This window comes from Nocardiopsis sp. NPDC006139 (assembly GCF_040614155.1).
GTDB lineage: Bacteria > Actinomycetota > Actinomycetes > Streptosporangiales > Streptosporangiaceae > Nocardiopsis > Nocardiopsis changdeensis.
The window spans coordinates 251633-276503 of the sequence record NZ_JBEXTT010000002.1 but is presented as its reverse complement, the minus strand read 5'-3'; the positions used below and the strand labels follow the sequence as shown (position 1 = coordinate 276503).

General features: G+C 75.2%; 22 protein-coding genes. 6 read left to right on the top strand and 16 right to left on the bottom strand.

Annotated features, from left to right (window positions below; genetic code table 11):
• Nucleotides 1–114 precede the first annotated feature (114 nt).
• Both tesB and ABZ249_RS03380 read right to left on the bottom strand, forming a co-directional pair.
• A complete protein-coding gene (tesB, locus tag ABZ249_RS03385) occupies nt 115–1029 on the bottom strand; it encodes an acyl-CoA thioesterase II (protein ID WP_355256633.1) in 915 nt (304 codons plus the stop codon).
• Nucleotides 1026–3152, bottom strand: a complete 2127-nt coding sequence (locus tag ABZ249_RS03380) for an ATP-dependent DNA helicase UvrD2 (RefSeq protein WP_355257100.1) — start codon at nt 3150–3152, stop codon at nt 1026–1028. The genes tesB and ABZ249_RS03380 overlap by 4 nt, the downstream gene beginning before the upstream one ends.
• A 295-nt stretch (nt 3153–3447) precedes the next feature.
• On the opposite strand from ABZ249_RS03380, the gene ABZ249_RS03375 reads away from it, so the two are divergent.
• Together ABZ249_RS03375 and ABZ249_RS03370 are read left to right on the top strand one after the other, a co-directional pair.
• Entirely contained in the window at nt 3448–3708 is a 261-nt protein-coding gene (locus ABZ249_RS03375) for a mycoredoxin (RefSeq protein ID WP_220565553.1), read from the top strand.
• Nucleotides 3709–3814: 106 nt separating this feature from the next.
• Nucleotides 3815–4303, top strand: a complete 489-nt coding sequence (locus ABZ249_RS03370) for an ANTAR domain-containing protein (RefSeq protein WP_255647067.1) — start codon at nt 3815–3817, stop codon at nt 4301–4303.
• Between the two features lie 78 nt (nt 4304–4381).
• On the opposite strand, the gene nudC is transcribed toward ABZ249_RS03370, so the two are convergent.
• From nudC to ABZ249_RS03325, 9 genes are all read right to left on the bottom strand, one after another.
• Nucleotides 4382–5362, bottom strand: coding sequence for an NAD(+) diphosphatase (gene nudC, locus ABZ249_RS03365; RefSeq protein ID WP_355256630.1), 981 nt, complete (start codon nt 5360–5362; stop codon nt 4382–4384).
• Nucleotides 5363–5495: 133 nt separating this feature from the next.
• Nucleotides 5496–6872 (bottom strand): dipeptidase, encoded by a 1377-nt coding sequence (locus tag ABZ249_RS03360; RefSeq protein ID WP_355256627.1) that lies wholly within the window; start codon nt 6870–6872, stop codon nt 5496–5498.
• A 163-nt stretch (nt 6873–7035) separates the two neighbouring features.
• Nucleotides 7036–8085 (bottom strand): 2-aminoethylphosphonate ABC transporter substrate-binding protein, encoded by a 1050-nt coding sequence (locus tag ABZ249_RS03355; RefSeq protein WP_355256624.1) that lies wholly within the window; start codon nt 8083–8085, stop codon nt 7036–7038.
• Between the two features lie 40 nt (nt 8086–8125).
• Nucleotides 8126–8923, bottom strand: a complete 798-nt coding sequence (locus ABZ249_RS03350) for an ABC transporter permease subunit (protein ID WP_355256621.1) — start codon at nt 8921–8923, stop codon at nt 8126–8128.
• Nucleotides 8910–9830, bottom strand: coding sequence for a 2-aminoethylphosphonate ABC transporter permease subunit (locus tag ABZ249_RS03345; protein WP_355256618.1), 921 nt, complete (start codon nt 9828–9830; stop codon nt 8910–8912). The genes ABZ249_RS03350 and ABZ249_RS03345 overlap by 14 nt, the downstream gene beginning before the upstream one ends.
• Entirely contained in the window at nt 9827–10891 is a 1065-nt protein-coding gene (locus ABZ249_RS03340; RefSeq protein ID WP_355256615.1) for an ABC transporter ATP-binding protein, read from the bottom strand. The genes ABZ249_RS03345 and ABZ249_RS03340 overlap by 4 nt, the downstream gene beginning before the upstream one ends.
• Nucleotides 10892–10894: 3 nt before the next feature.
• A complete protein-coding gene (locus ABZ249_RS03335) occupies nt 10895–11566 on the bottom strand; it encodes a phosphonatase-like hydrolase (RefSeq protein ID WP_355256612.1) in 672 nt (223 codons plus the stop codon).
• Complete coding sequence (locus ABZ249_RS03330; RefSeq protein ID WP_355257097.1) at nt 11563–12681, bottom strand: TIGR03364 family FAD-dependent oxidoreductase; 1119 nt, start codon at nt 12679–12681, stop codon at nt 11563–11565. Before ABZ249_RS03330 ends, ABZ249_RS03335 begins: the two co-directional genes overlap by 4 nt.
• 138 nt (nt 12682–12819) lie before the next feature.
• Nucleotides 12820–13599, bottom strand: coding sequence for a GntR family transcriptional regulator (locus ABZ249_RS03325; protein WP_220564997.1), 780 nt, complete (start codon nt 13597–13599; stop codon nt 12820–12822).
• 114 nt (nt 13600–13713) lie between these two features.
• Between ABZ249_RS03325 and ABZ249_RS03320 the strand changes: the two genes are divergently transcribed.
• Complete coding sequence (locus tag ABZ249_RS03320) at nt 13714–14259, top strand: EF-hand domain-containing protein (protein WP_355256608.1); 546 nt, start codon at nt 13714–13716, stop codon at nt 14257–14259.
• A 100-nt stretch (nt 14260–14359) separates the two neighbouring features.
• Here ABZ249_RS03320 and ABZ249_RS03315 read toward each other — a convergent pair whose 3' ends face one another.
• On the bottom strand, nt 14360–14974 hold the full coding sequence (locus ABZ249_RS03315) for a TetR/AcrR family transcriptional regulator (RefSeq protein ID WP_355256605.1): 615 nt from the start codon (nt 14972–14974) through the stop codon (nt 14360–14362).
• 131 nt (nt 14975–15105) lie between these two features.
• On the opposite strand from ABZ249_RS03315, the gene ABZ249_RS03310 reads away from it, so the two are divergent.
• A complete protein-coding gene (locus tag ABZ249_RS03310) occupies nt 15106–15861 on the top strand; it encodes an SDR family oxidoreductase (protein WP_355256602.1) in 756 nt (251 codons plus the stop codon).
• Nucleotides 15858–16193 (top strand): multidrug efflux SMR transporter, encoded by a 336-nt coding sequence (locus ABZ249_RS03305; protein WP_355256599.1) that lies wholly within the window; start codon nt 15858–15860, stop codon nt 16191–16193. Before ABZ249_RS03310 ends, ABZ249_RS03305 begins: the two co-directional genes overlap by 4 nt.
• 67 nt (nt 16194–16260) lie before the next feature.
• Here the strand turns inward: ABZ249_RS03305 and ABZ249_RS03300 are convergent, their stop codons facing one another.
• Nucleotides 16261–16620: a helix-turn-helix domain-containing protein gene (locus ABZ249_RS03300; RefSeq protein ID WP_355256596.1), complete on the bottom strand. Its 360-nt coding sequence runs from the start codon at nt 16618–16620 to the stop codon at nt 16261–16263.
• 102 nt (nt 16621–16722) lie between these two features.
• Here ABZ249_RS03300 and ABZ249_RS03295 point away from each other — a divergent pair, with 102 nt between their 5' ends.
• Nucleotides 16723–17349, top strand: coding sequence for an NAD(P)H-binding protein (locus ABZ249_RS03295; RefSeq protein WP_355256594.1), 627 nt, complete (start codon nt 16723–16725; stop codon nt 17347–17349).
• 77 nt (nt 17350–17426) lie between these two features.
• Here ABZ249_RS03295 and ABZ249_RS03290 read toward each other — a convergent pair whose 3' ends face one another.
• Genes ABZ249_RS03290 through ABZ249_RS03280 form a run of 3 tightly spaced genes read right to left on the bottom strand, consistent with a single transcriptional unit; the run spans nt 17427 to nt 24869 of the window.
• The gene (locus ABZ249_RS03290) at nt 17427–18311 is read right to left on the bottom strand and encodes a phosphotransferase (protein WP_355256591.1); all 885 of its coding nucleotides are present in this window, start codon (nt 18309–18311) and stop codon (nt 17427–17429) included.
• Nucleotides 18312–18352: 41 nt separating this feature from the next.
• Nucleotides 18353–21736 carry an ATP-dependent DNA helicase gene (locus ABZ249_RS03285; RefSeq protein ID WP_355256588.1) on the bottom strand — a complete coding sequence of 1128 codons (3384 nt, stop codon included), beginning with the start codon at nt 21734–21736 and terminating at the stop codon, nt 18353–18355.
• A complete protein-coding gene (locus ABZ249_RS03280; RefSeq protein WP_355257094.1) occupies nt 21729–24869 on the bottom strand; it encodes an ATP-dependent DNA helicase in 3141 nt (1046 codons plus the stop codon). Before ABZ249_RS03280 ends, ABZ249_RS03285 begins: the two co-directional genes overlap by 8 nt.
• Nucleotides 24870–24871 lie beyond the last annotated feature (2 nt).

Genomic DNA, 24871 nt, shown 5'->3' with positions numbered 1-24871 from the left:
CCCGCGAAAACTAGCAACCTATTTTTGACCTGGGAAAACGTCCTCATCCGGCCACGGGTTCCAGGGAATCCGCGGGATCCCCGCGTTGTTGCCGGGCCCCGTGGCCGGTAGCGGTCACACCGGGCCGGGGCGCAGGGCGTCGGACCAGCCCTCGGCGTCCACCACCCGGATCAGGCCCTCCTGCACCACCGAGCACACCAGCTGCCCGTCGCGGGTGTAGACCAGGCCGCGGGCCAGCCCCCGGGCGCCCTGGGCGCTGGGGGTCTCCTGCGCGTACAGGAGCCACTCGTCGGCGCGGAACGGGCGGTGGAACCACATGGCGTGGTCCAGGCTCGCCATGGAGATCCCGGCGAAGGACCGCCCGTGGCGCAGCAGCACCGTGTCCAGCAGGGTGAGGTCGGAGGCGTAGGTCATCAGGCACACCTGGGTGAGCCGGTCGTCGGGCAGCTTCCCGTCGACCTTGAGCCACACCGGGTTGACCGCCGTGCGCAGCCGGGGGTCGCGCTCGGCCTCGTAGGACAGCGGCCCCACCGGGCGCAGCTCGATGGGGTGCCAGCGCACGAACCCCGGGACCCGGCCGAACTCGGCGCGCAGCCGCTCGCGGGTGCTGGGCAGCTCCTCGGGCGGGGGGACGTCGGGCATCGGGATCTGGTGGTCCAGCCCCGGCTCCTCCTTGTGGAAGGAGGCCGACAGGGTGAAGATCGGCTTGCCGTGCTGGACGGCGACCACCCTGCGGGTGGTGAACGACCGGCCGTCGCGGACCCGGTCCACCTCGTAGACGATCGGCACCGCCGGGTCGCCGGGGCGGATGAAGTAGGCGTGCAGGGAGTGGACGTACCGGTCCTCGGGCGCGGTCCGGCCCGCGGCCACCAGGGCCTGGCCCGCGACCAGCCCGCCGAAGACCCGCTGGGGGCCCTCCTGGGGGCTGTTGCCCCGGAAGATGTTGACCTCGATCCGCTCCAGGTCCAGAACCGCCAGCAGGTCGGCCAACGACTGGTCCCGCCGGGTCTCGTCGGCTCTGTCGCTCATCCGGCCACATCCTCCTCTTCGCCGTCGGGGGAGTCCCGACCTTCCATGACCTCGGCGGGCTCGGCGCCCGCGACCAGCGCGAGTACCGCCTCCCCGTAGCGGTCGAGTTTCGCCGGACCGACACCGGACACCGCCGACAGCTGCGGGACCCCGGAGGGCTCCTGTTCGGCGATCGCCTGGAGGGTCGCGTCGGTGAAGATCACGTAGGCGGGGACCTTCTGCTCCTGGGAGACCGCGCGCCGCCAGTCGCGCAGGCGCTCCAGCAGCGCCTCATCGTAACTGGAGGGGCAGTCCAGGCAGCGGCCCAGCTTGCGCTCGGCCGCGTCGGTCAGGGTGTTCCCGCACACCCGGCAGCGGGCGGGCCCGCGGCGGCGCTCGGCCCGGCGGGCGGCGGTGCTGGGGGACGCCGGGCGCAGGCCGTCCAGGAACCGGGAGGGCTTGCGGGTCTTGCGCCCGCCCGGGGAGCGGGCCAGGGACCACGACATCGCCAGGTGCTCGCGGGCGCGGGTGACGCCGACGTAGAAGAGGCGGCGCTCCTCCTCGACCTGCTCGTCGGTCTCGGCGTAGATGATCGGCATCATGCCCTCGGTGAGGCCGACCAGGAACACCGCGTCCCACTCCAGGCCCTTGGCGGCGTGCAGGGAGGCGATGGTGACGCCCTCGAAGCCGGGCGCGTGCTCGGTGGAGATGCGCACGTCGAGTTCTTCGACCAGGTCGTTCATGGTGACCGGGGCGCCCCCGGGGCGCGGCGCGGCGGCCATGTCCTCGGCCAGCTGGGCCAGCGCGGCCAGCGACTCCCAGCGCTCACGGGCCTGGCGGCCCTCGGGCGCGGTGTCGGTGAGGCCGATCTGCCCCAGCAGCTGGCGGACGGTGGCGATGAGCGGCGCGGGCTCCTCCCCGGCCGCCTCGTGGCGGGCGCCGCGCAGCAGGTGCACGGCCTGCTTGATCTCGGGGCGCTCGAAGAACCTGGTGGTGCCGCGCACGCTGAACGGGATGCCCTGGTCGGTGAGGGCCTGCTCGTAGGCGGCGGACTGGGCGTTGATGCGCACCAGGACGGCGATCTCCCCGGCCGGGACGCCCTCCTCCATCAGGGCGCGGATCTTGCGGGCGACCCCGGTGGCCTCGGCGGGCTCGTCGTCGTACTCCTGGTAGACGGGGTCGGGGCCGTCGGGGCGCTGGGCCCGGAGGGTGAGGTGCCCGGCGGAGGTGGTGCCCCGGGCCTGGGAGATGACGTGGTTGGCGACCCGCACCACCTGGGGGGTGGAGCGGTAGTCGCGGACCAGTTCCACGACGGTGGCGTGCGGGTAGCGGGCGGCGAAGCCGGTGAGGTAGGAGGGGGTGGCCCCGGCGAAGGAGTAGATGGTCTGGCTGGGGTCGCCGACCACGCACAGGTCGTCGCGGTCGCCGAGCCAGGCGTCGAGCAGGAGCTTCTGCAGCGGGTTGACGTCCTGGAACTCGTCCACGACGAAGTAGCGGTACTGCTCGCGGACCCGCTGGGCGATGGCCGGGTACTCGTTGATCATGCCGGCGGTGAGTTCGAGCATGGACTCGAAGTCGAGCAGGTTGTGCTCGCGGCGCAGCTCCTCGTACGCCTCGAAGACCCGGGCGACCTCGCCCGCGGGCAGCGGCGCCTGCCGGGACGCCTTGGCGACGGCGCTCTCGTAGTCGGTGGGGCGGACCTGGGTGACCTTGGCCCATTCGATCTCGGAGGCGAGGTCGCGCAGGCCGGTGCGGTCGGGCTGCACGCCCACGGAGTGGGCCGCGCGGGCCACCGCCTGGATCTTGCTCTCGATGAGGGTGGGCTTCTCGCCGCCGATCACCTGCGGCCAGAAGAACGAGAGCTGGCGCAGCGCGGCGGCGTGGAAGGTGCGGGCCTGCACGCGGGGGGCGCCCAGGGCGCGCAGCCGTCCGCGCATCTCCCCGGCGGCGCGGGTGGTGAAGGTGACCGCGAGGATCTGCTGCTCGGAGACGACCCCGCTGGCGACCGCGTGGGCGATGCGGTGGGTGATCGCCCGGGTCTTGCCCGTTCCGGCACCGGCCAGGATGCACACGGGGCCGCGCAGGGCGCGCGCCGCCAGGGTCTGCTCGGGGTCCAGTCCCTCCAGGACGCGGTCGGGGTCCATGGTGCTCCTGAACATGGTCGAGACGGTTGTGCGGTTCTGTGGGTCAGTCTCTCAAGTATCGGCCGCGCCGGGGACGGAACCGCACCCGTCCACAGGCGGCCCTCGCGGGGACCGGGCGGGCGGACCGCGGCCGGTTGCGGCCACGGAGCCGACCGACACATTTCAGAACCAGCCCGGCCTGTGAGGCGTCCCACGTTGTGTCACACGGTCGGGGGAAGCGGACCGGGCCCCGCGGTGTTGGGATGTGGGACCGGGCGAGAACGCCGACCGTAGGACGAGAAGAAACGTGAGCGAGATGACGAACACGGCCACCGAACAGTTCACGATGTACACCACCCCCTGGTGCGGGTACTGCAAGCGGCTCAAGAGCCAGCTCGCACGCGAGGGGATCACCGGGCGTGAGGTGAACATCGAGGAGCACCCGGAGGCCGCGGAACTCGTGATGAAGGTCAACAACGGGAACCAAACCGTCCCGACGGTGGTCTTCAGTGACGGAGCGGCGATGACCAACCCGTCGCTCGCTCAGGTGAAGCAGAAGCTGGCCGAGCTGTCGTAGCCCGGAGAAGCCGGCCCGCGGGTCCCGCCCGCGGGCCGACCGCCCCGTGACCCCGAGGGGCCCTCTCCCCGGTGCGGCCGCTCTCGGCCATGGACGGCTCGGACGTATGACGACGGGGAGTGTTGAGTTGGGGGACGACGTGAGTTCTCATGACATAGCGGTCGCCGACGCGGTCGACGTCGGTGTGGTGCGCCGCACCCCGACGGGGTGGCGCGTGGGGAACGGGCACGAGCTGCCCGACCTGGTGAGCGCGATGGTCCTCGCCGACCTGCTCACCGCGGAGGCGGGCGGGGAGCGCCGGCGGGCGCAGGCGCCCGGACGGGCGCCGGAAGGGGCGACCGAGGTGGAGCGCCTGCGCCACACCATCGCCCAGTTGGAGCACGCGCTGCACTCGCGCGTGGTGGTGGAGCAGGCGATCGGCGTCCTCGCGGAACGGCACACCATGCCGCCGCGCGAGGCGTTCGAGCGGCTGCGCTCCTCGGCGCGCTCGCGCGGCCGCAAGGTCGCCGACCTGGCGAGCGACGTGGTGGAGAGCAGCACCAGCCCGTTGACGGTGCTGCCGGACGAGCTGGGCGTCTCCCCCGGTACCAACTGACCCGGCTCCGCGGCACGACGGCCACCGACCCTGTCGGGAGGGTCGGCGGACGGGCCCGCCCCCGCGACGCCCCCTCGGTCACCACTGACCGGGGAGGGCCTCCCCCTGCCAGTGCTCGATGAGGGTGCGGGCGATCGAGACGGGACCGGGGAGCACGATCTCCCCGGTGGCCGCCGCCTCGGCCAGCGCGGCCCGGGTGAACCAGCGCAGGGAGCCGATCTCGTCGTCGGTGCGCTCGGTCTCGCCGACGGCCCGCGCGGTGTAGCCCACCATGAGGCTGCGCGGGAACGGCCACGGCTGCGATGCCAGGTAGCGGGGCTCCTCGACCACGATCCCCGCCTCCTCCGCGACCTCGCGGACGACCGCCTGCTCCAGGGACTCTCCGGCGTCGACGAACCCGGCCAGCACGGAGTAGCGGCGCGCGTCCCAGTTCGGGTTGTTGCCGAGCAGGACCTGCTCGTCCCCGCCCTCTCCGCGGTGGACCAGCATGATGACGGCCGGGTCGGTGCGCGGGAACTGCTCGCGCCCCTCGCGTTCGCACAGGCGCAGGTGGCCGGCGGCGGAGATGACCGTGGGCGCGCCGCAGGCCGGGCAGAACCCGTGGGTGGCGTGCCAGTTGGCCAGGGCCACGGCGCGGGTGAGCAGTCCGGTGTCGCGGTCGCCGAGCAGCGGGCCGAGCTCGCGCAGGGACGCGGGCCGGGCGCCGTCGCGCTCGACGAGTCCGGCCGGGGAGCGGACCGCGAAGTAGGCTCGGCCGCCGTCGACCCCCAGCAGGTAGCGCTCGCCCTCGGGTGCGGCCTCCGGCGCGGTGAGGACCAGCTCGGGGTCCCCGTCGGTGGTGACCAGCGCCCGTGACTGCTTGGCCATCAGGGCCTTCCACCCGTAGCTCGTGGGGTCGCCGCCCTCCAGGACGAGGACCCGGGTGTCGGGGTCCTGCCACGCCCGCTCCAGCCAGGCCTGGTCGGTGCGCCGGTGTGCGGCGGCGTCCACGGCGGCGCGGGAGAGCATGGGGCGGGACGCGGCGGGGCCGGGCCGGGAGGCGGTGGTGTCGACGTGCATGGGTCCTTCCGGGAAGTGTGCGGGAGCGGGGCCGCACCCGGGGGTGCGGCCGCCGGCTGACAGGGACAACGCCGTCGGGGCCCGTCGCATGCCCGGGCCCGCGGGAGCGCCCCTCGGGTCGTCGCGGGCCGGGTCAGGCCGTGGCGCCCAGCTCCTCCCACAGGTAGGCGACGCTCTCGGCCCCCTTGAGCAGGAGCGGCGTCTCGACCTTCTCGTTGGGCGCGTGGATGTTGTCCTCGTCCAGGCCCACGGCGACGAACACCAGCGGCGCCCCGAGGATGTCGGCGATGTCGGCCTCGGGGCCGCTGCCGCCCTCGCGGGTGAAGAGCACCGGGGTGCCGAAGGCGCGCTCCATGGCGCGGCGGGCCGCCTTCAGGGCGGTGGAGGACAGGTCGGAGGCGCAGGCCCGCACGCCGGGGCCGCCGAACTCCAGTTCGGCGCGCAGGCCGTCGGGGACGCGGGAGTCGACGAAGTCGCGGACGCGCTCCTGGATCTTCAGGGGCTCCTGTCCGGGGACCAGGCGGAAGCTGACCTTGGCGTGGGCGGACCGGGGCACGATGGTCTTGCCGCCGGCGCCGGTGTGCCCGCCCCACATGCCGTTGATCTCGGCGGTGGGCCGCAGCCAGATGCGCTCCAGGGTGCTGTACCCCCGCTCGCCCCACGTGGCGGTGGAGGCGGCGGTGGCCAGCCACTCCCCCTCGTCGAAGGGCAGGCGGGCGATGAGCTCGCGCTCCTCGGCCCCGGCCTCGACGACCCCGTCGTAGAAGCCGGGGATCGCGACCCGGTCGTCCTCGTCGTGCAGGGCGGAGAGCAGGTCGCTCATGGCCTTGAGCGGGTTGGGGACGGCGCCGCCGAAGGAGCCGCTGTGCAGGTCGCGGCCGGGGCCGTACAGGGAGATCTCGACGTCGGTGAGGCCGCGCATGCCCACGCACATGGACGGGGTGTCGGCCGCCCACATGGTGGTGTCGGAGATGACGGCGACGTCGCAGTCCAGGCGGGCGCGGTTGGCCTTCATGAGCTCGGCGAAGTGGACGGAGCCCGACTCCTCCTCGCCCTCGATCAGGAGCTTGATCGTGACCGGCGGGGCGTCGGCCCCGGAGGCGGCCAGGGCGGCGCGCAGGCCCAGGGTGTGGAAGAGGATCTGGCCCTTGTCGTCGGAGGCGCCGCGGCCGTACAGGGAGGTGCCGCGCTCGGTGGGGACGAAGGGCGGGGTGTCCCACTCCTCGACGGGGTCGACGGGCTGCACGTCGTGGTGGCCGTAGACGAGGACGGTGGGGGCGCCGGGGTCGGCGGCGGGCCACTGGGCGAACACGGCGGGCAGGCCCGGGGTCTCCCAGACCTCGACGGTGGGGAAGCCGGTGGCGGAGAGGTGGTCGGCCAGCCAGCGGGCGGAGCGGCGCACGTCCTCGTGGTGCCCGGGGTCCGCGGAGATCGAGGGGATCGCCAGCCACTCCTTGAGGGAGGAGAGGAACTCGTCCCGGTGGTCCTCGATGTAGGTGCGTACGTCCATGTTCGTGTCCTCGTTCCGACGTCCTTGTCGCTTCCGACCTTAGACCTGGTCGGATACGTCGGAGTCCGCAGGGACCCGGACCGGGGAGCCCGCCGGCGGGGCGTCCGGGCACGGCGCGGCGGGGCCCGCCCGGGGCGGACCGGGCGGGCCCCGCCGTGCGCGGTCAGCCGCCGGTGGCCTGCTCCCAGGCGTCGAGGTAGGTCGGCAGCTCGGCCTCGACGACCTCCCAGTCGGGCTCGAAGACCGTGACCCCCTCCAGCAGCGCCGCCAGCTCCTCGGCCTCCTCGCCCTCCGGCTCGACGTCCCCGCGCGCCGGGAAGCCGCCCGCCACCGGGGCCACCCGGCTCTGGGCGCTCTCGCTGAGCAGGAAGTCGATGAGGGCGCGGCCGTTGTCGGCGTTGGGCGCCCCCGTGAGCAGGCCCGCCGTGTAGGGCAGGGCGAACGTGGCGGGGTCCCCGCCCTCCTCCACGGCCGGGAACCAGATGCCGATGTCGGGCATGGTGCGGGACTGCGCGTAGTTCATCTGCACGTCGCCGTTGGCCACCAGCAGCTCGCCCTTGTCGACCTTGGGGCCCAGCGCTCCGGTGGAGGAGGACGGGCCGACGTTGTTGGTCTGGAGTTCGCCGAGGTAGTCCATGGCGGGCTCCAGCCCCCCGAAGTCGTGGACCGCCTGGATGACCACCGCGGTGCCGTCGCCGGCCACCCCGGGCGTGGAGTACTGGAGCCGGCCCTCGAACCGCGGGTCGAGCAGGTCCTCCCAGGTGGCGGGCGGCTCCGGCAGCTCCTCGGTGTTGTGGATGAGGCAGAAGTAGTTGTCCACGATGGACGTCCACCTGCCGTTCGGGTCCTTGGTCTCAACGTGTTCGGCGCCCTCGGGCACGTACTCCTGGAGCAGGTCCAGGCCGTCGGCCTGCTGGATGAACGGCGGCAGGGTGACGATGACGTCCGCCTGCGGGTTGGACCTCTCCCGGGCGGCGCGCTGCACCATCTCCCCGGAGCCGCCCTCCACGTACTGGACGGAGATGCCGGTCTCGGCCTCGAACTCGGCGAAGAGCTCGTCGTACCAGCCCGTCCCCTCCTCGTTGCGCAGGCCGTCGGCGGAGTAGACGGTGACGGTGGGGCCGGTCTCGGCGGGGCCGCAGGCGGTCAGGCCCGCGACGAGGGCCAGCGCGGCGGTGCCGGCCGCGGCGGCGGCCCCGGATCTGGTGGTCATGGTGGGAACCTCTCGGTGAAGGCGCACGGTGGCGGGGGGCTCAGCGGAACGCCGCCCGGGTGCGGACCCGGGACAGCAGCAGGAGGACGGCCAGGGTGGCGGCCATCAGGACGAGGGCGGAGGCGGCCCCGGCGAAGAGCGCGCCGCGGTCCGTGGCCGCGAAGATCCGCACCGGGAGCGGCAGCCAGGACGGCGGGTAGAGCATCATCGTGGCGCTCAGCTCGCCCATGGACAGGGCGAAGCAGAGCCCGGCGGCGGCGCTCAGCGAGGGCAGCAGCAGGGGCAGGCGCACCCGCAGCAGGACCCGCAGCGGACGGGCGCCCAGTGAGGCGGCCATCTGCGCGTACACGGGGTCCAGCCGGGTGAGCGCGGCCGACACCGACTGGTAGGCGAACGACGTGACCAGCACGGTGTGGGCGGCGATGACGATCGTCTGCGTGCCGTTGAGCAGCAGCGGCGGGCGGCTGAACGCCACCAGCAGGGCCAGGCCCACCACCACGGTCGGCACCGCGACGGGCGTCATGAACAGGGCGTCCATCAGGGCGCGGCCGCGGCGGCGCAGGCCGTCGGCGGCCAGTGCCGCCCAGGTGCCCAGCACCAGGGCCAGCACGCTCGCCGTGGCGGCGGTGGCCAGGCTGACCCGCAGCGCCTCCAGGTTCGGCCCGCCCAGAGCGCCGGAGACGTTGTCCAGGGTCGGCCCCGAGGGCAGCACGCCGCTCCAGGAGGTGGAGAACGCGGCGACGGCGATGACCCCGAGCGGCAGCAGGAACAGCGGCACGACGATCAGGGCGAACAGCGCCCACACGGTCAGGCGGGCGGCGCGGCTATGCACGAGCACGGTCGGCGCCTCCTCCCAGGCGGGCGGTGAGGGCCCGGTAGACGAGGTAGAGGGTGACCGACAGGGCCGCGTTGACCACGGCGACGACGCAGGCGGTGGTGTAGTCGGCCCGCAGGATCGCCGAGCTGTAGACGAGCATCGGCAGGGTGACGACGTCCTTGGCGCCGGTGAAGAGCACGATCGCGAACTCGTTCAGGCACAGCACCAGGACCAGCGCTCCCCCGGCGGCCAGCGCGGGCAGCGCCTCGGGCAGGATCACCGACCGCACCACCCGCAGCGGGCGGGCGCCCAGGGAGGAGGCGACCTCCAGGCGGGCGGTGTCGATCTGCCCGAACGCGGCCAGCAGCGGGCGCATGACGAACGGCGTGAAGTAGGTGACCTCGGCGAGGATCACGCCCCAGGGGGTGGCCAGGAACCGGAAGGGCCCCTGGTCCGCCCCGGTGACGTCGGTCCACAGGCCGTTGGCCATGCCGACGGTGCCGTAGACGAACAGCAGGGCCAGGGTGATGAGGAAGGACGGGAAGGAGAGGTAGGTCTCGATGAACCGGGCGGTCGCCCCGCTGCCGGGGAACGGCACGAACGCCACCACCAGGGCGAGCAGGAACCCCAGGACCAGGCATCCGGCGGTGGCCGTCACCGCGATGAACACGGTGGTGCCCAGCGCCGAGCGGAAGCGGTCGGAGGCCAGCACCTCGGCGTGGTGGGCGAGGGTGAGGCCGCCCGCGGGGTCGGTGACCGACTCGGCCGCCACCAGCAGCAGCGGGTACAGGAAGACCGCGGCCAGCAGCACCACCGGGGGCACCGCCCACAGCGCGGCGGGGGAGCGCCGGGGCGGCCGGGACCGCGGGGCCGGCGGCGGGGCGGCGGCGCGCTCCGGGGCCCGGGCCGTGTCCGTCGCGGCGGTCACGTGGCCACCTCCTCCGGCTCCGGCTCCAGCAGGACGGCGTCGGCGCGGGTGAAGCCCAGGGAGATGGGCTCGCCCGGGGCGGGCGGCTCGGCCGTCTCCCGCACTTCGGCGGTGACCGGGTGGCCGCCCACCAGGGCGGTGATCCGGTGCACGGAGCCGCGCCACTGCACCTCGGAGACCTCCCCGCGCAGCGTGTACTCGGCCCCGCCCGGCACCACCCGGTGCGGGCGCAGGCACACCCGAAGCTCGGCGCCCTCCCCCGCGCCCGCCGGCAGCTCCTCCGGCGCGGGTTCCCAGGCCGTGCCCAGGCAGTGGACCCGGCCGCCCTCCAGGCGGGCGGGCAGCAGGTTGGCGCCGCCGACGAACCGTGCGGTGAACGCGGTGCGCGGCCGTGCGTACAGGGCCCGCGGGGTGTCGTACTCCCGCAGCCGGGCCCGGTCCAGCACCGCCACCCGGTCGGCGAGGGTCAGCGCCTCGCTCTGGTCGTGGGTGACGTAGAGGACGGTGACGTCGGGCAGCTCGCGGTGCAGGCGGGCCAGCTCGCCGAGCATGTCCGAGCGCAGCCGGGCGTCCAGCGCCGACAGCGGCTCGTCCAGCAGCAGCACCTTGGGGCGGATGGCCAGGGCGCGGGCGATCGCCACCCGCTGCTGCTGGCCGCCGGAGAGCTCGCGCGGGTGGCGGCGGGCGTAGCCGGCCATGCCGGTCATCTCCAGGGCCCGGGCGACCCGGCCCGGGATCTCCCTGCGCGGGGTGCCCTGCGCGCGGAGCCCGAACGCCACGTTCTGGTCGACGCGCATGTGCGGGAACAGGGCGTAGCTCTGCACCACCATGCCCACGCCCCGGGCGTGGGGCGGCAGGTCCGTGACGTCGCGGCCGTTGAGCAGCACCCGGCCCGAGGCGGGGCGGACGAACCCGGCGACGGCGCGCAGGGCGGTGGTCTTGCCCGACCCGGAGGGCCCCAGCAGGGCCGTGAACTCCCCGGGCTCGACGGTCAGGTCCAGGCCGTCCAGGACGACGGTGTCGCCGTAGGCGACGCTGACGCGGTCGAAGCGGATGCCCACGGGTCAGCCCTCCCCGTCCAGGAGGGCGGGCAGCCCGGACACCCCGGGCAGGACGTGGGCGGCGCCGGCGGCGCGCAGGGCCTCGGCGCCGTGGGCGCCGGTGAGCACCCCGGCGACCAGCCCCGCCCCGGCGTTGATCCCGCTGCGCACGTCCGAGGCGGTGTCGCCGACGACGGCGACCGCCGCCATCGCGGAGACCTTCGCGCGCAGGGCCGCGGTGAGGACCATGTCCGGGTGGGGGCGGCCGCGGCCGCCCGCGTCGGCCGGGCACAGCACCAGGTCGGGCAGGCCGGTCCAGCCCAGGGCACGCAGGATGCGGTCCTGGGTGTCGCGGCCGAACCCTGTGGTCAGGGCGACGGTGCGGCCCTGGGCGCGCAGGCGGCGCAGGGTGTCCTCGGCGCCGGGCAGGGGCGCGCACAGGCCGTCGTCGACCAGGTGGGCGTAGGCGTCCTCGAAGGCGCGGTTGGCCTCCTGGGCGCGGTCCTCGTCCCCGCCGGTGAGGTGGCGGAACACGGTGATCTTGGATTCGCCCATGGTGGCGCGCACGTACTCCAGGTCGGCGGCGGTGCGCTCGGGCAGGGCGGCGGCGAAGGCGCGCTCCACCAGGCCGTCGTCGGCGACGGTGGTGCCCGCCATGTCGAGGGTGACGAGTTCGATGTCGGTGGAGGAGGTCATGACCATCCCAGTTCTTCGGCGGTGGTCTCGGCGATCGCCGGGGAGCAGGTCATGCCGCGCCCCCCGGGGCCGGTGACGAGGTGGACGCCGTCGGCGACGGCGGCGCGGTGGACGACGGCGGCGGGGTCCAGGCACTGGGCGTAGACCCCCGCCCAACGGCGGCGGATCGGCGGCATCGGGCGGCCGAGCAGGCGGGTGACGACCCCGGCGAGGTGGTCGTAGGGGTCCTCGGAGGTGTCGAAGGAGAAGGGGGCGTCGTACTCGTGGGTGTCGCCGATGGTGAGCGAGCCGTCGGCGCGCTGGACCATCAGCAGCTGCATCGCGTGCCCGGCCGGGACCGGGCCCTGGGGCTGGGCGGCGTTGAGGGCGTCCAGCTCCGGGCCCCGGTAGGCGGGGTAGTAGCGGAAGCTGTCGCCGTCGGCCACGGAGGTGGTGAGGGCCTCCCCCAGCGGCGCGGTCTGCGCCATCTGGAGCCGGACCCGGCGCACCGGCAGGTCCGGGACCAGTTCGCGCACCAGCCCGCCCAGCCAGGCGCCGGTGCACAGGACGACGGTGTCGCCGCGGTGGACCTCGTCGCGGTCGTCGCGCACGGCGGCCGGTCCGGCGAGGTCGCGGACCTCCCGGCCGGTCAGCAGGGTGTAGCGTCCGCTGCGGGCCAGCTCGGCCTGGAGCGCGGCCTGGGCGGTGCGGGGTTCGACCTGGGCGTCGCGGCGGCACCACAGGGCGCCCAGCAGGTCGCCGCGCAGGGCGGGGTTGACCTCGCGGACCCGGTCGGGGCCGAGGAGCTCGTAGCCGCGTTCGGCCGCCTCCGGGCTCCGGGCGGCGGCCTCGGCCACGGCCAGTTCGCGCTCGGTGGCGGCGACGGTCAGGGAGCCGGAGGGGCGGAAGCCCAGGGCGGGCACCCGTTCGGCGATCTCCTCCCACAGCACGCGGGAGCGCTGCGCCGCGGCCAGTTCCGCGCCGGGGGCGCGGCCGCCGACCCAGACCAGGCCGAAGTTGCGGACCGAGGCGCCGCGGGCGGCGTCCTCGCGTTCGATGTGGACGACCTCGTGGCCTCGGGAGACGGCCTGCCAGGCGTGCATGGTGCCCAGGACTCCGGCACCGACGATGATCACTCGCATGGCCACGAGCGTGGTCGGCGCAGGTGGAGCGCACCGAGCAGCGCAGAGGCGTCCCGGTGAACCGGCGCGAAACTTTGGACTAGACCCGTTATCTTCTCGTGATAAAAAAGCGGGGCGGAGGCCCCGTGCGCGTCAGCGGCCGTCGCCGGACAGGTGGGCGCTGAAGCTGAACCGGTCCCCCCGGTACAGCGAGCGCACCCGCTCGAAGGGGCGGCCCTCCCCGTCCCGCGACACCCGGTGGATGAGCAGCATCGGCAGGGCCGGCGGAGTGCCGATGAGCAGCGCCTCGCGCGGGGTGGCCAGCACCGTCTCCAGGCGTTCGTCCGCGTCGGCGAACACGATGCCGACCTTGTCCGCCAGGTAGCCGTAGAAGGTGGAGTCGGGGTCGAACTCGCTGTCCAGTCCGGGCACGCGGGCCACCGGGATGTAGGTGGACTCCAGGCCGACGCGCTCGTCGTCGGCGAGCAGCACGCGCTCCATGTGCCAGACGGGTTCGCCCGCGGCGACGTCCAGCTCCCGGGCCAGCCCCTCCGGACAGGGCCAGCTTCGCAGGTCCACCAGGGTCCGCCCCGGGCGCAGCCCCTGGCGGCGGACGCCCTCGGTGTAACTGGCCAGGGAGAGCGGCTGCTCCAGCTTGGGCCCGGCCACCACCGTGCCCCGGCCGCGGCGGCGCAGCCTCCCCTCCAGGAGGAGGTCGCGCAGCGCCTGGCGCACGGTCTCGCGGGCGGCGCCGAAGCGTTCGGCGAGCTCCCGCTCGGTGGGCAGGGTCCGCCCCACCTCCAGCCCGTCGACCAGCTCCGTCAGGCGGATGCGGACGGCGTAGTACTTGGGCACCCGGCCGTGCTCGGGCACACCGGCCCGGACGGGGGCGCCGCTGTCCTGGGGGATTCCTGGGCTCGGCACACAGGACATTGTCCACGATCGGGATGAACGGGCCGCCAACAGCGCACGGAGGGAACCTTTTCGGCACGATGGGACTCACAGGACGGGGAGGGAACCACCCGCCCCACCGATGGGAGGAACCACGTGAGCATCACCCCCTCCGAGGCGATCGTCGCCCGGTTCAACGAGCTGTTCGACGTACTCGACACCGACGGGGACAAGTACGCCACCTGGGCGGACTACCAGCGGCTGGTGGACCGGTACATCACCGGGTACACGCTGGACCCGACCGAGCCCAAGGCGCACGCGGTCGAGACGGCCTACCGGTCGCTGTGGGACCGCCTTGTGCGGTACTCCGGGGCCGGGGACCGCCTGGAGCGGCAGGAGTTCATCGCGGCCATGCACGCGGCGTCGGAGGACCGCAGCCGGTCCAACGCGGCCGAGGCGGTGGCCGAGGCGGTGTTCGACCTGCTGGACGAGGACGGCGACGGGCGGATCAGCCTGGAGGAGTTCCTCGTGTACGCCGCCGCGCTGGGCGCCGGCGAGGCCGACGCCCGCACCCGGTTCGCGCACGTGGACACGGACGGGGACGGGGACATGAGCCGGGAGGAGTTCGTGCTGTCGGCGCGGCAGTTCCTGTTCGGCGAGGACAGCGACTCCCCCGGCGGTTTCGTCTTCGGCGTGGTCTGAGCGCGTACGCGGGGGCGCCGCCGTCCGGGACGGGGCGGCCGCGTCCCCCGCACGGCGGGCGTCCCCGGGAGCCGGCCCGGCGACGCGGGCCGCCGCGCGCTCAGCCGATGAGGCGGTCGACCACCGCGTGCAGCCCTGACCGGACCCGGTCGGCCGACATGCCCCGGGTCCGGCGCTGGTGCACGTGGAGGGCTGCCTCCAGCGGGGCGAGCAGCACGTCGGCCAGGTGGGCGGGGTCGGCGTCCGGCCGCAGCTCGGTCACCAGGGCCGCCAGGTGCGCATGGTGGGCGGCGTAGGCGCCGCTCTCGTACCGGGCCTGGACCGAGGCGGTCTCGGCGACGGCGAGGAGTTCGGCCTGGGCCTCCAGCCGGTCGACGAACGCGTCGACGAAGGCGTGCAGGCGCTCCCGCGGCGGGGCCCCCGGGCCGAGTGGCGGAGGGCCCTGGAGGAACCCGCGCTGGAACTCGTACTCCTGGGCGTCGACCATGGCGTGGGTGAGCCCGGCCAGGTCGCCGAAGCGGCGGTAAACGGTCCCCACCCCCGTCCCCGCCCGTGCGGCGACGGCCTCCAGCGTGAGGCCCTCGACACCGCGCTCGGCGAGGAGTTCGCGGGCGGCCGCCAGGAGGAGCCTGCGGTTGCGCGCGGCGTCGGCACGCTCGGGGCGGGCCTGCCCGGCCATGGGCAGCGGCGGGCGACGGGGGGCGCGACCGCTCACGTGACCGTCCTCCCTCGGAACCGCGGATGCGCCGCGAGTATAGCGGCCCCACCTGCACGGCTTGTAAACGGAATTAATTCCACTTATGGTCGTGCGTGCTGGAACACCCCTCCACGAACCGGGAGCCGTCCATGACCCCCAGCAGCATCCGCCCCCTCGAAGGGCGCACCGCACTCGTCACCGGCGGCAGCCGGGGCATTGGCGCCGCGATCGTCCGCCGCCTGGCCGCCGACGGGGCCGACGTCGCCTTCACCCACACCCGCTCCGGGGAGCACGCCCCCGCGGTCGTCCGGGACGCCGAGGCCCTGGGGGTCCGGGCGCTCGCCGTCCGCGCGGACTCGGCCGACCCCGAGGCCCTGCGCTCGGCCGTCGACCTCGTCCACGAGCGGCTCGGCGGGCCGCACATCCTGGTCGGCAACGCGGGGGTGGCGCCTTTCGGGCCGTTCGAGGAGTTCACCGTCGCCGACTTCGACCGGGCGATCGCCGTCCACGCCCGCGCCGCGTTCGTCGCGGCCCAGGCCGCCGTCCGGTACATGGGGCCCGGGGGCCGGATCATCGGGGTCGGCACCAACCTGAGCGAACGCGCCTCCGTGCCGGAGACCGTGCTGTACTCCACCAGCAAGTCCGCCCTTCTGGGGCTGACCCGCTCGCTGGCCCGCGAGCTCGGGCCCCGGGGGATCACGGTGAACCTCGTCCACCCCGGCTCGACCGACACCGACATGAACCCGGCGGACGGGCCCGACGCCGAGGCCGAGCGCGCGCTCACCGCCCTGGGGCGGTACTGCTCGCCCGAGGACGTGGCCGCGTCGGTGGCGCACCTGGCGGGGCCGGGCGGGCGCAACATCACCGGCACCTCGATCCTGGTGGACGCGGGGGCGAACGCGTGAGCGGGCCGCTCGCCTGGGCCCTGCTGACCGCGGCCGCCGCACTGGAGGTGGTGTGGGCGCTCGCCATGAAGGAGTCGCAGGGCTTCACGCGGCTGTGGCCGAGCGTCCTGACCGTCGGCGCGGCCGCCGTGAGCTTCGGCCTGCTCTCGCTGGCCCTGCGGGAGCTGCCCGTCGGCACCGCCTACGCGGCCTGGGTCGGCCTGGGCGCGACCGGTGTGGTACTCGCGGGCATCACGCTGCTCGGCGAGAGCGCGGGCCCGCTGCGCATCGGCTGCGTACTGCTCATCCTGGCCGGCGTGGTCGGCCTGCACCTCCTGGACTCCCGCCCCTGACCGGCCGCCCGCGGCGAAGAACGCGAGCCCCGCCCCGGGACGGCGCCCCGGCGCTCCCGCCGCGCGTTCAGCGGCCGGCACCCGCCTCGTGGGCGTCCACCAGCTCGTCCCAGTGCTCGCTCGTCCACTCGCACACCGGCGCCATCGCGCCGAGCATCCCCCGGCCCAGGCCGGTCAGGGAGTACTCGACACCGCGGTCGGAGGCCGCCGAGCGGGAGACGAACCCGTCGCGCTCCAGGGCGCGCAGCGTCCGGGTGAGCACCTTGGCGGTGGTGCGGATCGGGACGCGCAGCTCGTGGAAGCGGCGCGGGCCGTCCTCCAGGCAGCGCAGGACCAGGGCCGACCACTTGCTCCCGGACACCCGGATCGGGGTGAGCGCCGAGGGGCACACGGGGTCGAACATGTCGGGTTCCAGGGGTTCGGGCACGCCGTGAGTCTAGGCGAGGTATCCCGGAGGGAACCAGGGTCCCCGGTAGCGTCCCGGTCGATCGGTCCCGACCCGGGGCCGACGGGGAATCGGAGGTACGGCATGTCCGGGATCGTGGTCGTCGGTGCGGGCGGCAGGGTGGGGCGCGCGGTCGTGGCGGAGGCGGTGCGCCGCGGCCACGAGGTGACGGCGGGGGTGCGCTCCCCGGAGCGGCACACCGACCTGGCGGGCGAGGGGGTGCGGGTGCTCCGGGTCGACGCGGTGGACCCGGCGTCGGTGCGGGAGGCCGCCCGCGGGCGGGGGGCGCTGGTGAGCACCGTGTACGACCAGGGCTCCGACCCGTCGGTGTTCTTCCCCGCCAACGCCCGCGCGCTGGTCGAGGGGGCCGCCGGGGCGGTCCGCCTCGTCCACGTGGGGCTGGCCCCCCTGCTGCCGACGGCGGCGGGGACCCCGCTGATGGACGAGCCGGGGTACCCGGACCACCGGGCGTTCTTCGCGGCGCACGCCGCGGCCCTGGAGGTCCTGTCCGGGAGCGGCGCGGCGGACTGGGTGGCGCTGAGCCCGGCGGGGGACTTCGACCGGGAGTCCGCTCCGACCGGCCGCTACCGGGTCGCCCCCGGAGCGGCGGACAGCACGATCACCGCGGAGGACTTCGCCCTGGCGGTGCTGGACGAGATCGAGGACCCCCGGCACCACCGCGTCCACATCGGCGTGGAGGGCGTCCGGTGACGCCGGGGACACCGGCCGACAGCGCGGCCCCGTAGTCCGCCGGCCGCACCCGGCCCCGGCCTCGACCCCGGCGGGCGTCACCCGGCGGCGGGCGCGGACGGGAGGGCTCCCGGGCCGAGGCGGGGCCAGGGGTCCGGCGGGCCGGAGGCGAAGAACAGCAGCAGGGCGAGGATCCGGCTCAGGGGCGGCGCGGTCCAGTGGCGCCGCCCCAGGACAGGGTCGGGCCGCAGCAGGCGGCCGAGCGCCCAGGCGAGGTGGTGCCACAGCACCCGGGCCTCCATGCCCGGGACGCCGTAGCCCTCCAGGACGGCGGGCAGCCAGGCCGGAGGGAGCTTCGCGAAGTCGGTGGCCGGGTCGGCGACGGCGGCGTCGCCCCAGTCCACGATCCCGGCGAGGGCGCCTTCGGGGGTCACGATCAGGTTCTGCGGGGCTATGTCCCCGTGGACCGGCGCGGAGGCCGCCGCGGCGGGGACCAGCGGTGCGAGTCCGGCGCACCAGGCGCGCAGCAGGCCGGCCGTGTCGGCGTCGATGTACCCCGCGGCGTGCACCCTTCCGACCAGCGCGGCCGGGTCGGGGTCCCCGGTCTCCCGGGGCAGGCCGGGCAGGGCGTCGGCCGGGACCGCGTGCAGCGCGGCGAGCCGGCGGCCCAGGTCGAGCAGCACGTCCCGGCCCGGGGCGCGGCCGACCAGGTCGGTGCCCGGGAGGCGTTCCAGCAGCATCGTCGGCGGCTCGCCCTCGCGGTACTCGACCAGCTCCGGGGTGGGGACCCCCGCGGCGCGCACCACCGGGATGAGCGCCGCCTCCTTGCGCAGGTCGGCCTCGTGGTCCGGCCCCCGGGGGACGCGCAGCACGAGGGACTCCCCCAGGGCCAGGACGTGGTTGGCCGCACCCGCGGGGAGCGGGCGCACGTCGGCGGGCGGTATCCCGTGGCGGGCGGCGACGGCGGCCGCGATCGTCTCCATCGCCGCCGATCCTCGCACGCCCGCCCGTCCCCGCGCCCCGGTCAGGGCTCGGGGACGGAGGCGATGAGGGCCGCCAGGCCGTCGGCGTCGAGCAGGTCGGTGGGACGGACCGTCTCGTTGGCGCGGACGTAGTGGAAGGCCGCGCGCACCTCGTCGAGCGGCACCCCCTGGAGGTCCGCCCACGCCAGCCGGTACGCCGCCAGCTGCACGCCGACCGCCCGCCGCTCCGCCGCGCCCCGCGGCGGCCGCCCCGTCTTCCAGTCCACGACGTCGTAGCCCTTCTCCGGGTCGTGGAACACCGCGTCCATCCGCCCGCGGATGAGCCGGTCCCCGATCACCGTCTCGAACGGCACCTCCACCTCGACCGGGATCCGCCCGCCCCATTCGCTCTCCTCGAAGAGCGTCTGGAGCTCGGCCAGGTCGTCGTCCTCCCCCGCCGTCTCGTCGGCCGCCCCCGGCAGCTCGTCCAGGAGGGTGGCCGTGCCCAGCCCGAAGCGGCGCTCCAGCCAGGTGTGGAACGCGGTCCCCCGCCGGGTGTGGGGGGCCGGGGGCCGGGGCAGCGGCCGCCGGATCTGGCGGGCCAGCCCCGACGGGTCGCGGGCCAGCCACACCATGGAGGACACGGACAGGTGGTCGGGCAGCTCCACCGGGACCGTGCCGTCCTCGGCCCGCCGGGCCTCGCGGGCGCGGTGGGCCAGCAGCAGCCCCGTGTCGCGCTCCCACCCCTGGAGCCGGCGCCCCAGCTTCTCGTAGCGCGCCGGGTCCGGCGGCACCGCCCTGCCCTCGCGCAGCGCCGCGCGGGCCCGCTCCACCAGCGCGGCGCCCGCCTCGATCTCCGTCCGGCGGGTCACCGCGCCCTCCACCTGGGCGAGCGTGTCCGGGGTGGCCTCGCCGTCGCTCTGCGGGTCGCCCTGGAGGGGCGGCCACACGGCCTCGCCCTCCTCCTCGTCGTGCGGGTTGGTCTCGTCGAGTTCGGGCGGGTCGGCCCAGTCGACCACCCGCCCCGCCCCCTGCTCGCAGGCCTCGCGTATCTCCTCCAGGAAGACCGACGGGCCGCGCGGCGTGGTGCCGGTGCGCCCCCACCAGTGCCCGGTGCACACGAGGAGGAAGGACGCCCGGGTGACCGCCACGTAGGCGAGGCGGCGCTCCTCCGTGAGGTGGCGGGCCGCCTCCTCCTCCTTGAACGCGGCGATGGCCTGCTTGTCCACACCGGTCAGCTCGGGCAGGCTCGCCCGGTCGCCGCGCAGCGGGTACGGCAGCAGGTGGTCGGCCGCGACCCACGCCTTGGCGTGGCGCGGCGACGCCGGGAACACCGGGTTGCGCCCGCCGCTGATGCCCGGCACGAACACCACCGGCCACTGGAGCCCCTTGGCCCCGTGCATGGTCATGAGCTTGACGCTGTCCGACCCGCCGACCCGCTCCCCCGGCGCCAGGCCGCTCTCGTTCTCCTCCGCGGCGCGCAGGTAGCTCAGGAAGCTGCCCAACGAGGGGTCGTCGCTGTTGCCGACGAACCGGACGGCGTGGTCCACGAACGCGTCCAGATCGGCGCGGGCCGACAGCGGGTCGCGCCCGCTGCGGGCCGCCACCTCGATGTCCAGGCCCAGAACGCGCTCGACCTCGGTGATGAGGTCCGGCAGCGGCTGCCCGACCAGCTTGCGCAGGCCGCGCAGCTCCTCGGACAGGCGCAGCAGGCGCGCGTACCCGGTCTCGGAGTAGTTCTCGGCGTCCCCCGGGTCGTCGACCGCGTCCACCAGGCTGCCGCTCTCCGCGGTGAGGTCCAGGACGGTGCGGCGCAGCACGTCGTCCCCCGCCCCGTCCGGCCCGTCCCCCGTGAGGTCGCGGCGGGAGTGGCGGGCCAGCTCGGTGGCGCGCGCCCCCAGGGAGGCCAGGTCGCGGGGCCCGAACCGCCAGCGCGGCCCGGTGAGCAGGCGGGCCAGCTCGTTGCCCGCGGCGGCGTCGTGCACCACGCGCAGGGTGGCGATGATGTCGCGCACCTCCGGGACGAGCATCAGCCCGCCCAGGCCCACGACCTCGACCGGGACGCCGCGCGCCTCCAGTTCCTCGCGCAGGGCCGGGAACTGGGCTCGGCGGCGGCACAGCACGGCGACGTCGCCCGGGGACACTCCCCCGTCCTGGGCGCCGCCGGACTCGCCCGGCGGCCAGGGCATCCCGTCCGGCGCGGTCTCCGGGTCGCGGCGCACCCCCTTGACCAGTTCGGCGATGCGCGAGGCGATCCAGGCCGCCTCCTCGGACTCGGTGCGGAACAGGGCGACGTCGGCCCGCCCGCGCCCGCGCCGGGCCGGCCCCGGGTACAGCACCGGCACCTCGGCGGCCTCGGCGCGCAGCTCCTCGGAGATCCATCCGGCCACGCCCAGGATGCGCTCGCCGTTGCGGAAGCTGGTGGACAGCCTGCGCACGGCCGCGGGCCGCCCCGGCGCGGCCGGGAAGTCGGTGGGGAACCGGGTGAGGTTGGCGGCGATCGCCCCCCGCCACCCGTAGATGGACTGGCAGGGGTCGCCGACCGCGGTCACGGCGTGGCCGTCGCCGAACAGGGAGCGCAGCAGCACCAGCTGGGCGTGGCTGGTGTCCTGGTACTCGTCCAGCAGCACGACCCGGAACCTGCTGCGCTCCACCAGCCCCACCTCGGGGTGGTTCTCGGCGATGCGCGCGGCCAGGGCCATCTGGTCGCCGAAGTCCATGGCCTCGCGGGAGTGCTTGGCGTGGTCGTAGCGCTCCACCAGGGGCAGCAGCTGCTCCCGGCGGCGCTGGGTGCCGACCAGGTCCCGGGTGTCGGCGGTGGGCCTCTTGGGCAGGGCGTCCACCTGGGACTGGATCCACCGCCCGATGCCGCGCACCCGCTCGACCGTGGTGAGGTGGTCGGCGATCTCGCCGGACAGGTGCAGCACGCGTTCGATGACGGTGTCCGCGCCCACGTTGACCAGGTCCATCGGACCGTCGTACTCGCCGACCACCCGGGCGGCGAGCTGCCAGGACTGGCCCTCGCTGAGCAGCCGGGCGGTGGGCTCGACGGCCTCGCGCAGGGCGTGGTCGGCGACGATGCGCCCCGCGTAGGCGTTGTAGGTGGACACGGTGGGCTCGCCGTCCAGCACGCCCTCGCCGACGACCTCCTCACCGAGCCTGTCGCGCACCTGGTCCAGGCGTTTGCGCACGCGCTCGGCCAGCTCGGCGGTGGCCTTGCGGGTGAAGGTGAGGCCGAGGACCTGCTCGGGCCGCACGTACCCGTTGGCGACCAGCCACACCACGCGGGAGGCCATGGTCTCGCTCTTGCCCGAACCGGCACCCGCGATGACCACCGCGGGTTCGAGGGGGGCGGAGATCACCTCGGACTGCTCGGCGGTGGGTTCGGGCTGCCCGAGGACGCGGGCGAGTTCGGCGGGGGTGAAACGGGGGTGGGCTTCAGACATGTCTGCCCTCGTCTTGGACCGGGCAGCAGGCGCGCACGGCGCACGACCTGCATCCCTTGTTGCGGGTGGCGGTGAACCGGGAGCCGCCCATACCGGCGGCGACCTCGGTGACGAGGTCCTGGGCCCAGCGGGGGTCGGGGTCCTCGCCGAGGGGGCGCTGGACCTGCTCTCGGGCGTTCTTGAGCTTCTCGCCGAGCTGGACGAGCATCGCCCCGCCGGGCTGCGCCAGGCCGAGTTCGGCGAAGGCCCCCTTGAGGACGGCCATCTGGTAGACGCCGAGCTGGGGGTGGCGGTCCAGGTCCTCGGCCTTGGCGGCGCCGGTCTTGATGTCGACGACGACGGCGCGGCCCTGGTCGTCGCGCTCGAGCCGGTCGACCCGGCCGGTGATCTCGATGCCCCCGACGTCGACCTTGAACCCCTCCTCGGTGACGACGAGCTCGCGGTCGTTGGCGGCGTCCCAGGTGAGGAGCTTGCGGACCATGGTGTCGGCGCGCTCGCGCTGCTTGTCGGCCTGCCAGGGGCCGCCGAAGTCGAGGTCGGCCCAGATCTCGTCCATCCGCCGGGAGATGTCCTGCGGCGGGGTGCCCTGGGCGACCAGGACCGCGACGGCGTGCACGACGGTGCCCAGGGCGGACGCCGAGTCGCCGGAGGAGGCCCCGGCGGCGCGCTCCAGCAGCCAGCGCAGCTGGCAGTTGGTGAAGCTCTCCACCTGGGAGGGCGACACCCGGATGGTGTCGCCCTCCCCGGCCAGCGGCCGGTCGTCGGAGAAGGGTGTCAGGGCGTACCACTCGGCGGGGTCCGCCCCGCGCACCCCCTCCTCGGCCAGGCGGGCCAGGTGGATGGCGGCGGCGTCGCGCAGGGCGCCGGGCGCGTTCCGGTCGGTGACCACCGAGCGCAGGTCGGCGACCAGGGACGGCAGCGACAGCCAGCGCACCCCGGTGCCGACGGGCTCGGGGTCGCCCGCGCCCATCTCGTTGAGGAACCGGGAGGGCCGCTGCTCGGCGTCGTCGCCGCCCACGGCGGTGACCACGAGGGTGTGCCGGGCGCGGGTGAGGGCCACGTAGAACAGGCGGCGCTCCTCGGCGAGCAGCTTGGAGGCCAGGGCGGCCCCGGAGGAGTCGGCGCCGTGCACGTCGGCGTCCACCAGCTCCTCCACGCCCAGCAGGGAACCGCGCAGGCGCAGGTCGGGCCAGTCGCCCTCCTGGACCCCGGCGACCACCACCAGGCCCCATTCCAGCCCCTTGGAGCGGTGGGCGGTGAGGATGCGCACGGACTCGCCGTCGGGGGCGCGCTCGGCGAGGCTGTCGCCGGGGATCTCCTGGGCGGCCAGGTCGGCGAGGAACCCCTCCGGGGTGCCGGGGGGCAGCCGGTCGCAGTAGCGGGCGGCGCTCTCGAACAGGGCGACCACCGCGTCGAGGTCGCGGTCGGCGGCGGCGCCGCGGCGGCCGCCGGCGAGGCTGGCGCGCAGCAGCCGGTCGGCCAGGCCGCTGTCGCGCCACAGCCGCCACAGCACCTGTTCGGCGTCGGCGCCGCGGGCGTCGAGTTCGCGGACGGTGGCCAGGGCGGTGGCGATGCGCAGGGCGGGCGCGGCCACCTCGGGCTCGACCAGGGTGAGGTCGGCCGGCTCGCGCAGGGCGTCCACCAGCAGCTGGGAGGCGGGCCGGTAGGTCCCGTCGCCCCCGCCGTTCTCGCGCTCGGCGGCGGCCCGGTCCAGGTCCAGGCGGCGCAGGGCGCGGGTGAGGCGGCGCAGGCCGATGGCGTCGGCGTCGCCGAAGGGGCCGGTGAGCAGGTCGCGGGCGGCCTCGTCGTCGAGTTCGGCCGGGTGCAGCCCGAACCGGATGAGGGACAGCAGCGGCCGCACGATGGGCTCGGCGGCCACCGGCAGCTCGTCGGCGCCGACGGCGACCGGCACCGACGCGGCGACCAGGGCGCGGCGCAGCACCGGCAGCTGGCGGGTGGCCGAGCGCACCAGGACGGCCATGTCCGACCAGGGGACGCCGTCCACCAGGTGGGCGCGGCGCAGGGTGTCGGCGATGACCGCCGCCTCCTGGGTGGGGCTCTCGGCCATGAGCAGCCGCACGCTCCCGGCGGGCACCCCGGCGGCGGGGACCAGTTCGCGGTGCTCGTTGACGCGGCCGGGCGCGGAGGCGACGGCGGGCAGGCGGCGGGTGACCGCCCGCGAGGCGGCCAGCAGGCCGGAGCCGCTGCGGCGGGAGGTGCGCAGCGCCACCACGGGGGCGGGCGTGCGGCGGACCGTGCGGAAGCGGTCGGGGAACTCCAGGATGCCGCGCACCTCGGCGCCGCGGAACCCGTAGATGGACTGGTCGGGGTCGCCGACGGCGATGAGGTCGCGGCCGTCGCCCGCCAGGGCCTGGAGGAGTTCCTCCTGGGCCGGATCGGTGTCCTGGTACTCGTCGACGAACACGGTCTCGTGCGCCGAGCGCTCGCGCTCCTGCACCGCGGGGTCGGAGAGCAGTCCGGCGGCGATCCGCACCAGCTCGGCGTAGTTGAGGGTGGGCACGGGGGCGATGTCGAACCGGCCGTTCATCCGCGCCAGGAACCCGGCCGCGGCCTCCCAGTCGTCGCGGCCGCGCTCGCGGCCCAGCCGGGCCAGGGCGTCGGGGCCCAGGCCGCGCTCCTCCGCGCGCATCAGGAAGTCGCGCAGCTCCTCGGCGAAGCCGCGGGTCTCCAGGGCCGGGCGCAGGCGTTCGGGCCAGGCGGAACCGCCGTCCGCGGCCTCCCAGCGCAGGAGCTCGCGTATCTCCATCAGCTGCTCGGGGCCGGACAGCAGGCGGGGCGGCAGGTCGCCCATGCGCTGGAACTCGCGGCGGATGAGCGCGTAGGCGTAGCCGTGGAAGGTCAGGGCGAGGGGCTCCCGGGTGGTGCGGCGCAGCCGCCCGGTGATGCGCTCCCGCAGCTCCTGCGCGGCCTTGCGGCCGAAGGTGAGGACCAGGATGCGGGAGGGGTCCACGCCCCTGTTGTCGATGCGGTCGACGACGGCCTCGACGATGGTGGTGGTCTTGCCGGTGCCGGGACCGGCGAGCACCAGGAGGGGGCCGCCCTCGTGGTCGACGACCTTGCGTTGGTTCTCGTCCAGCACCGGCGGCGGCTGCACCCGGTGGGGGCGCCGCACGA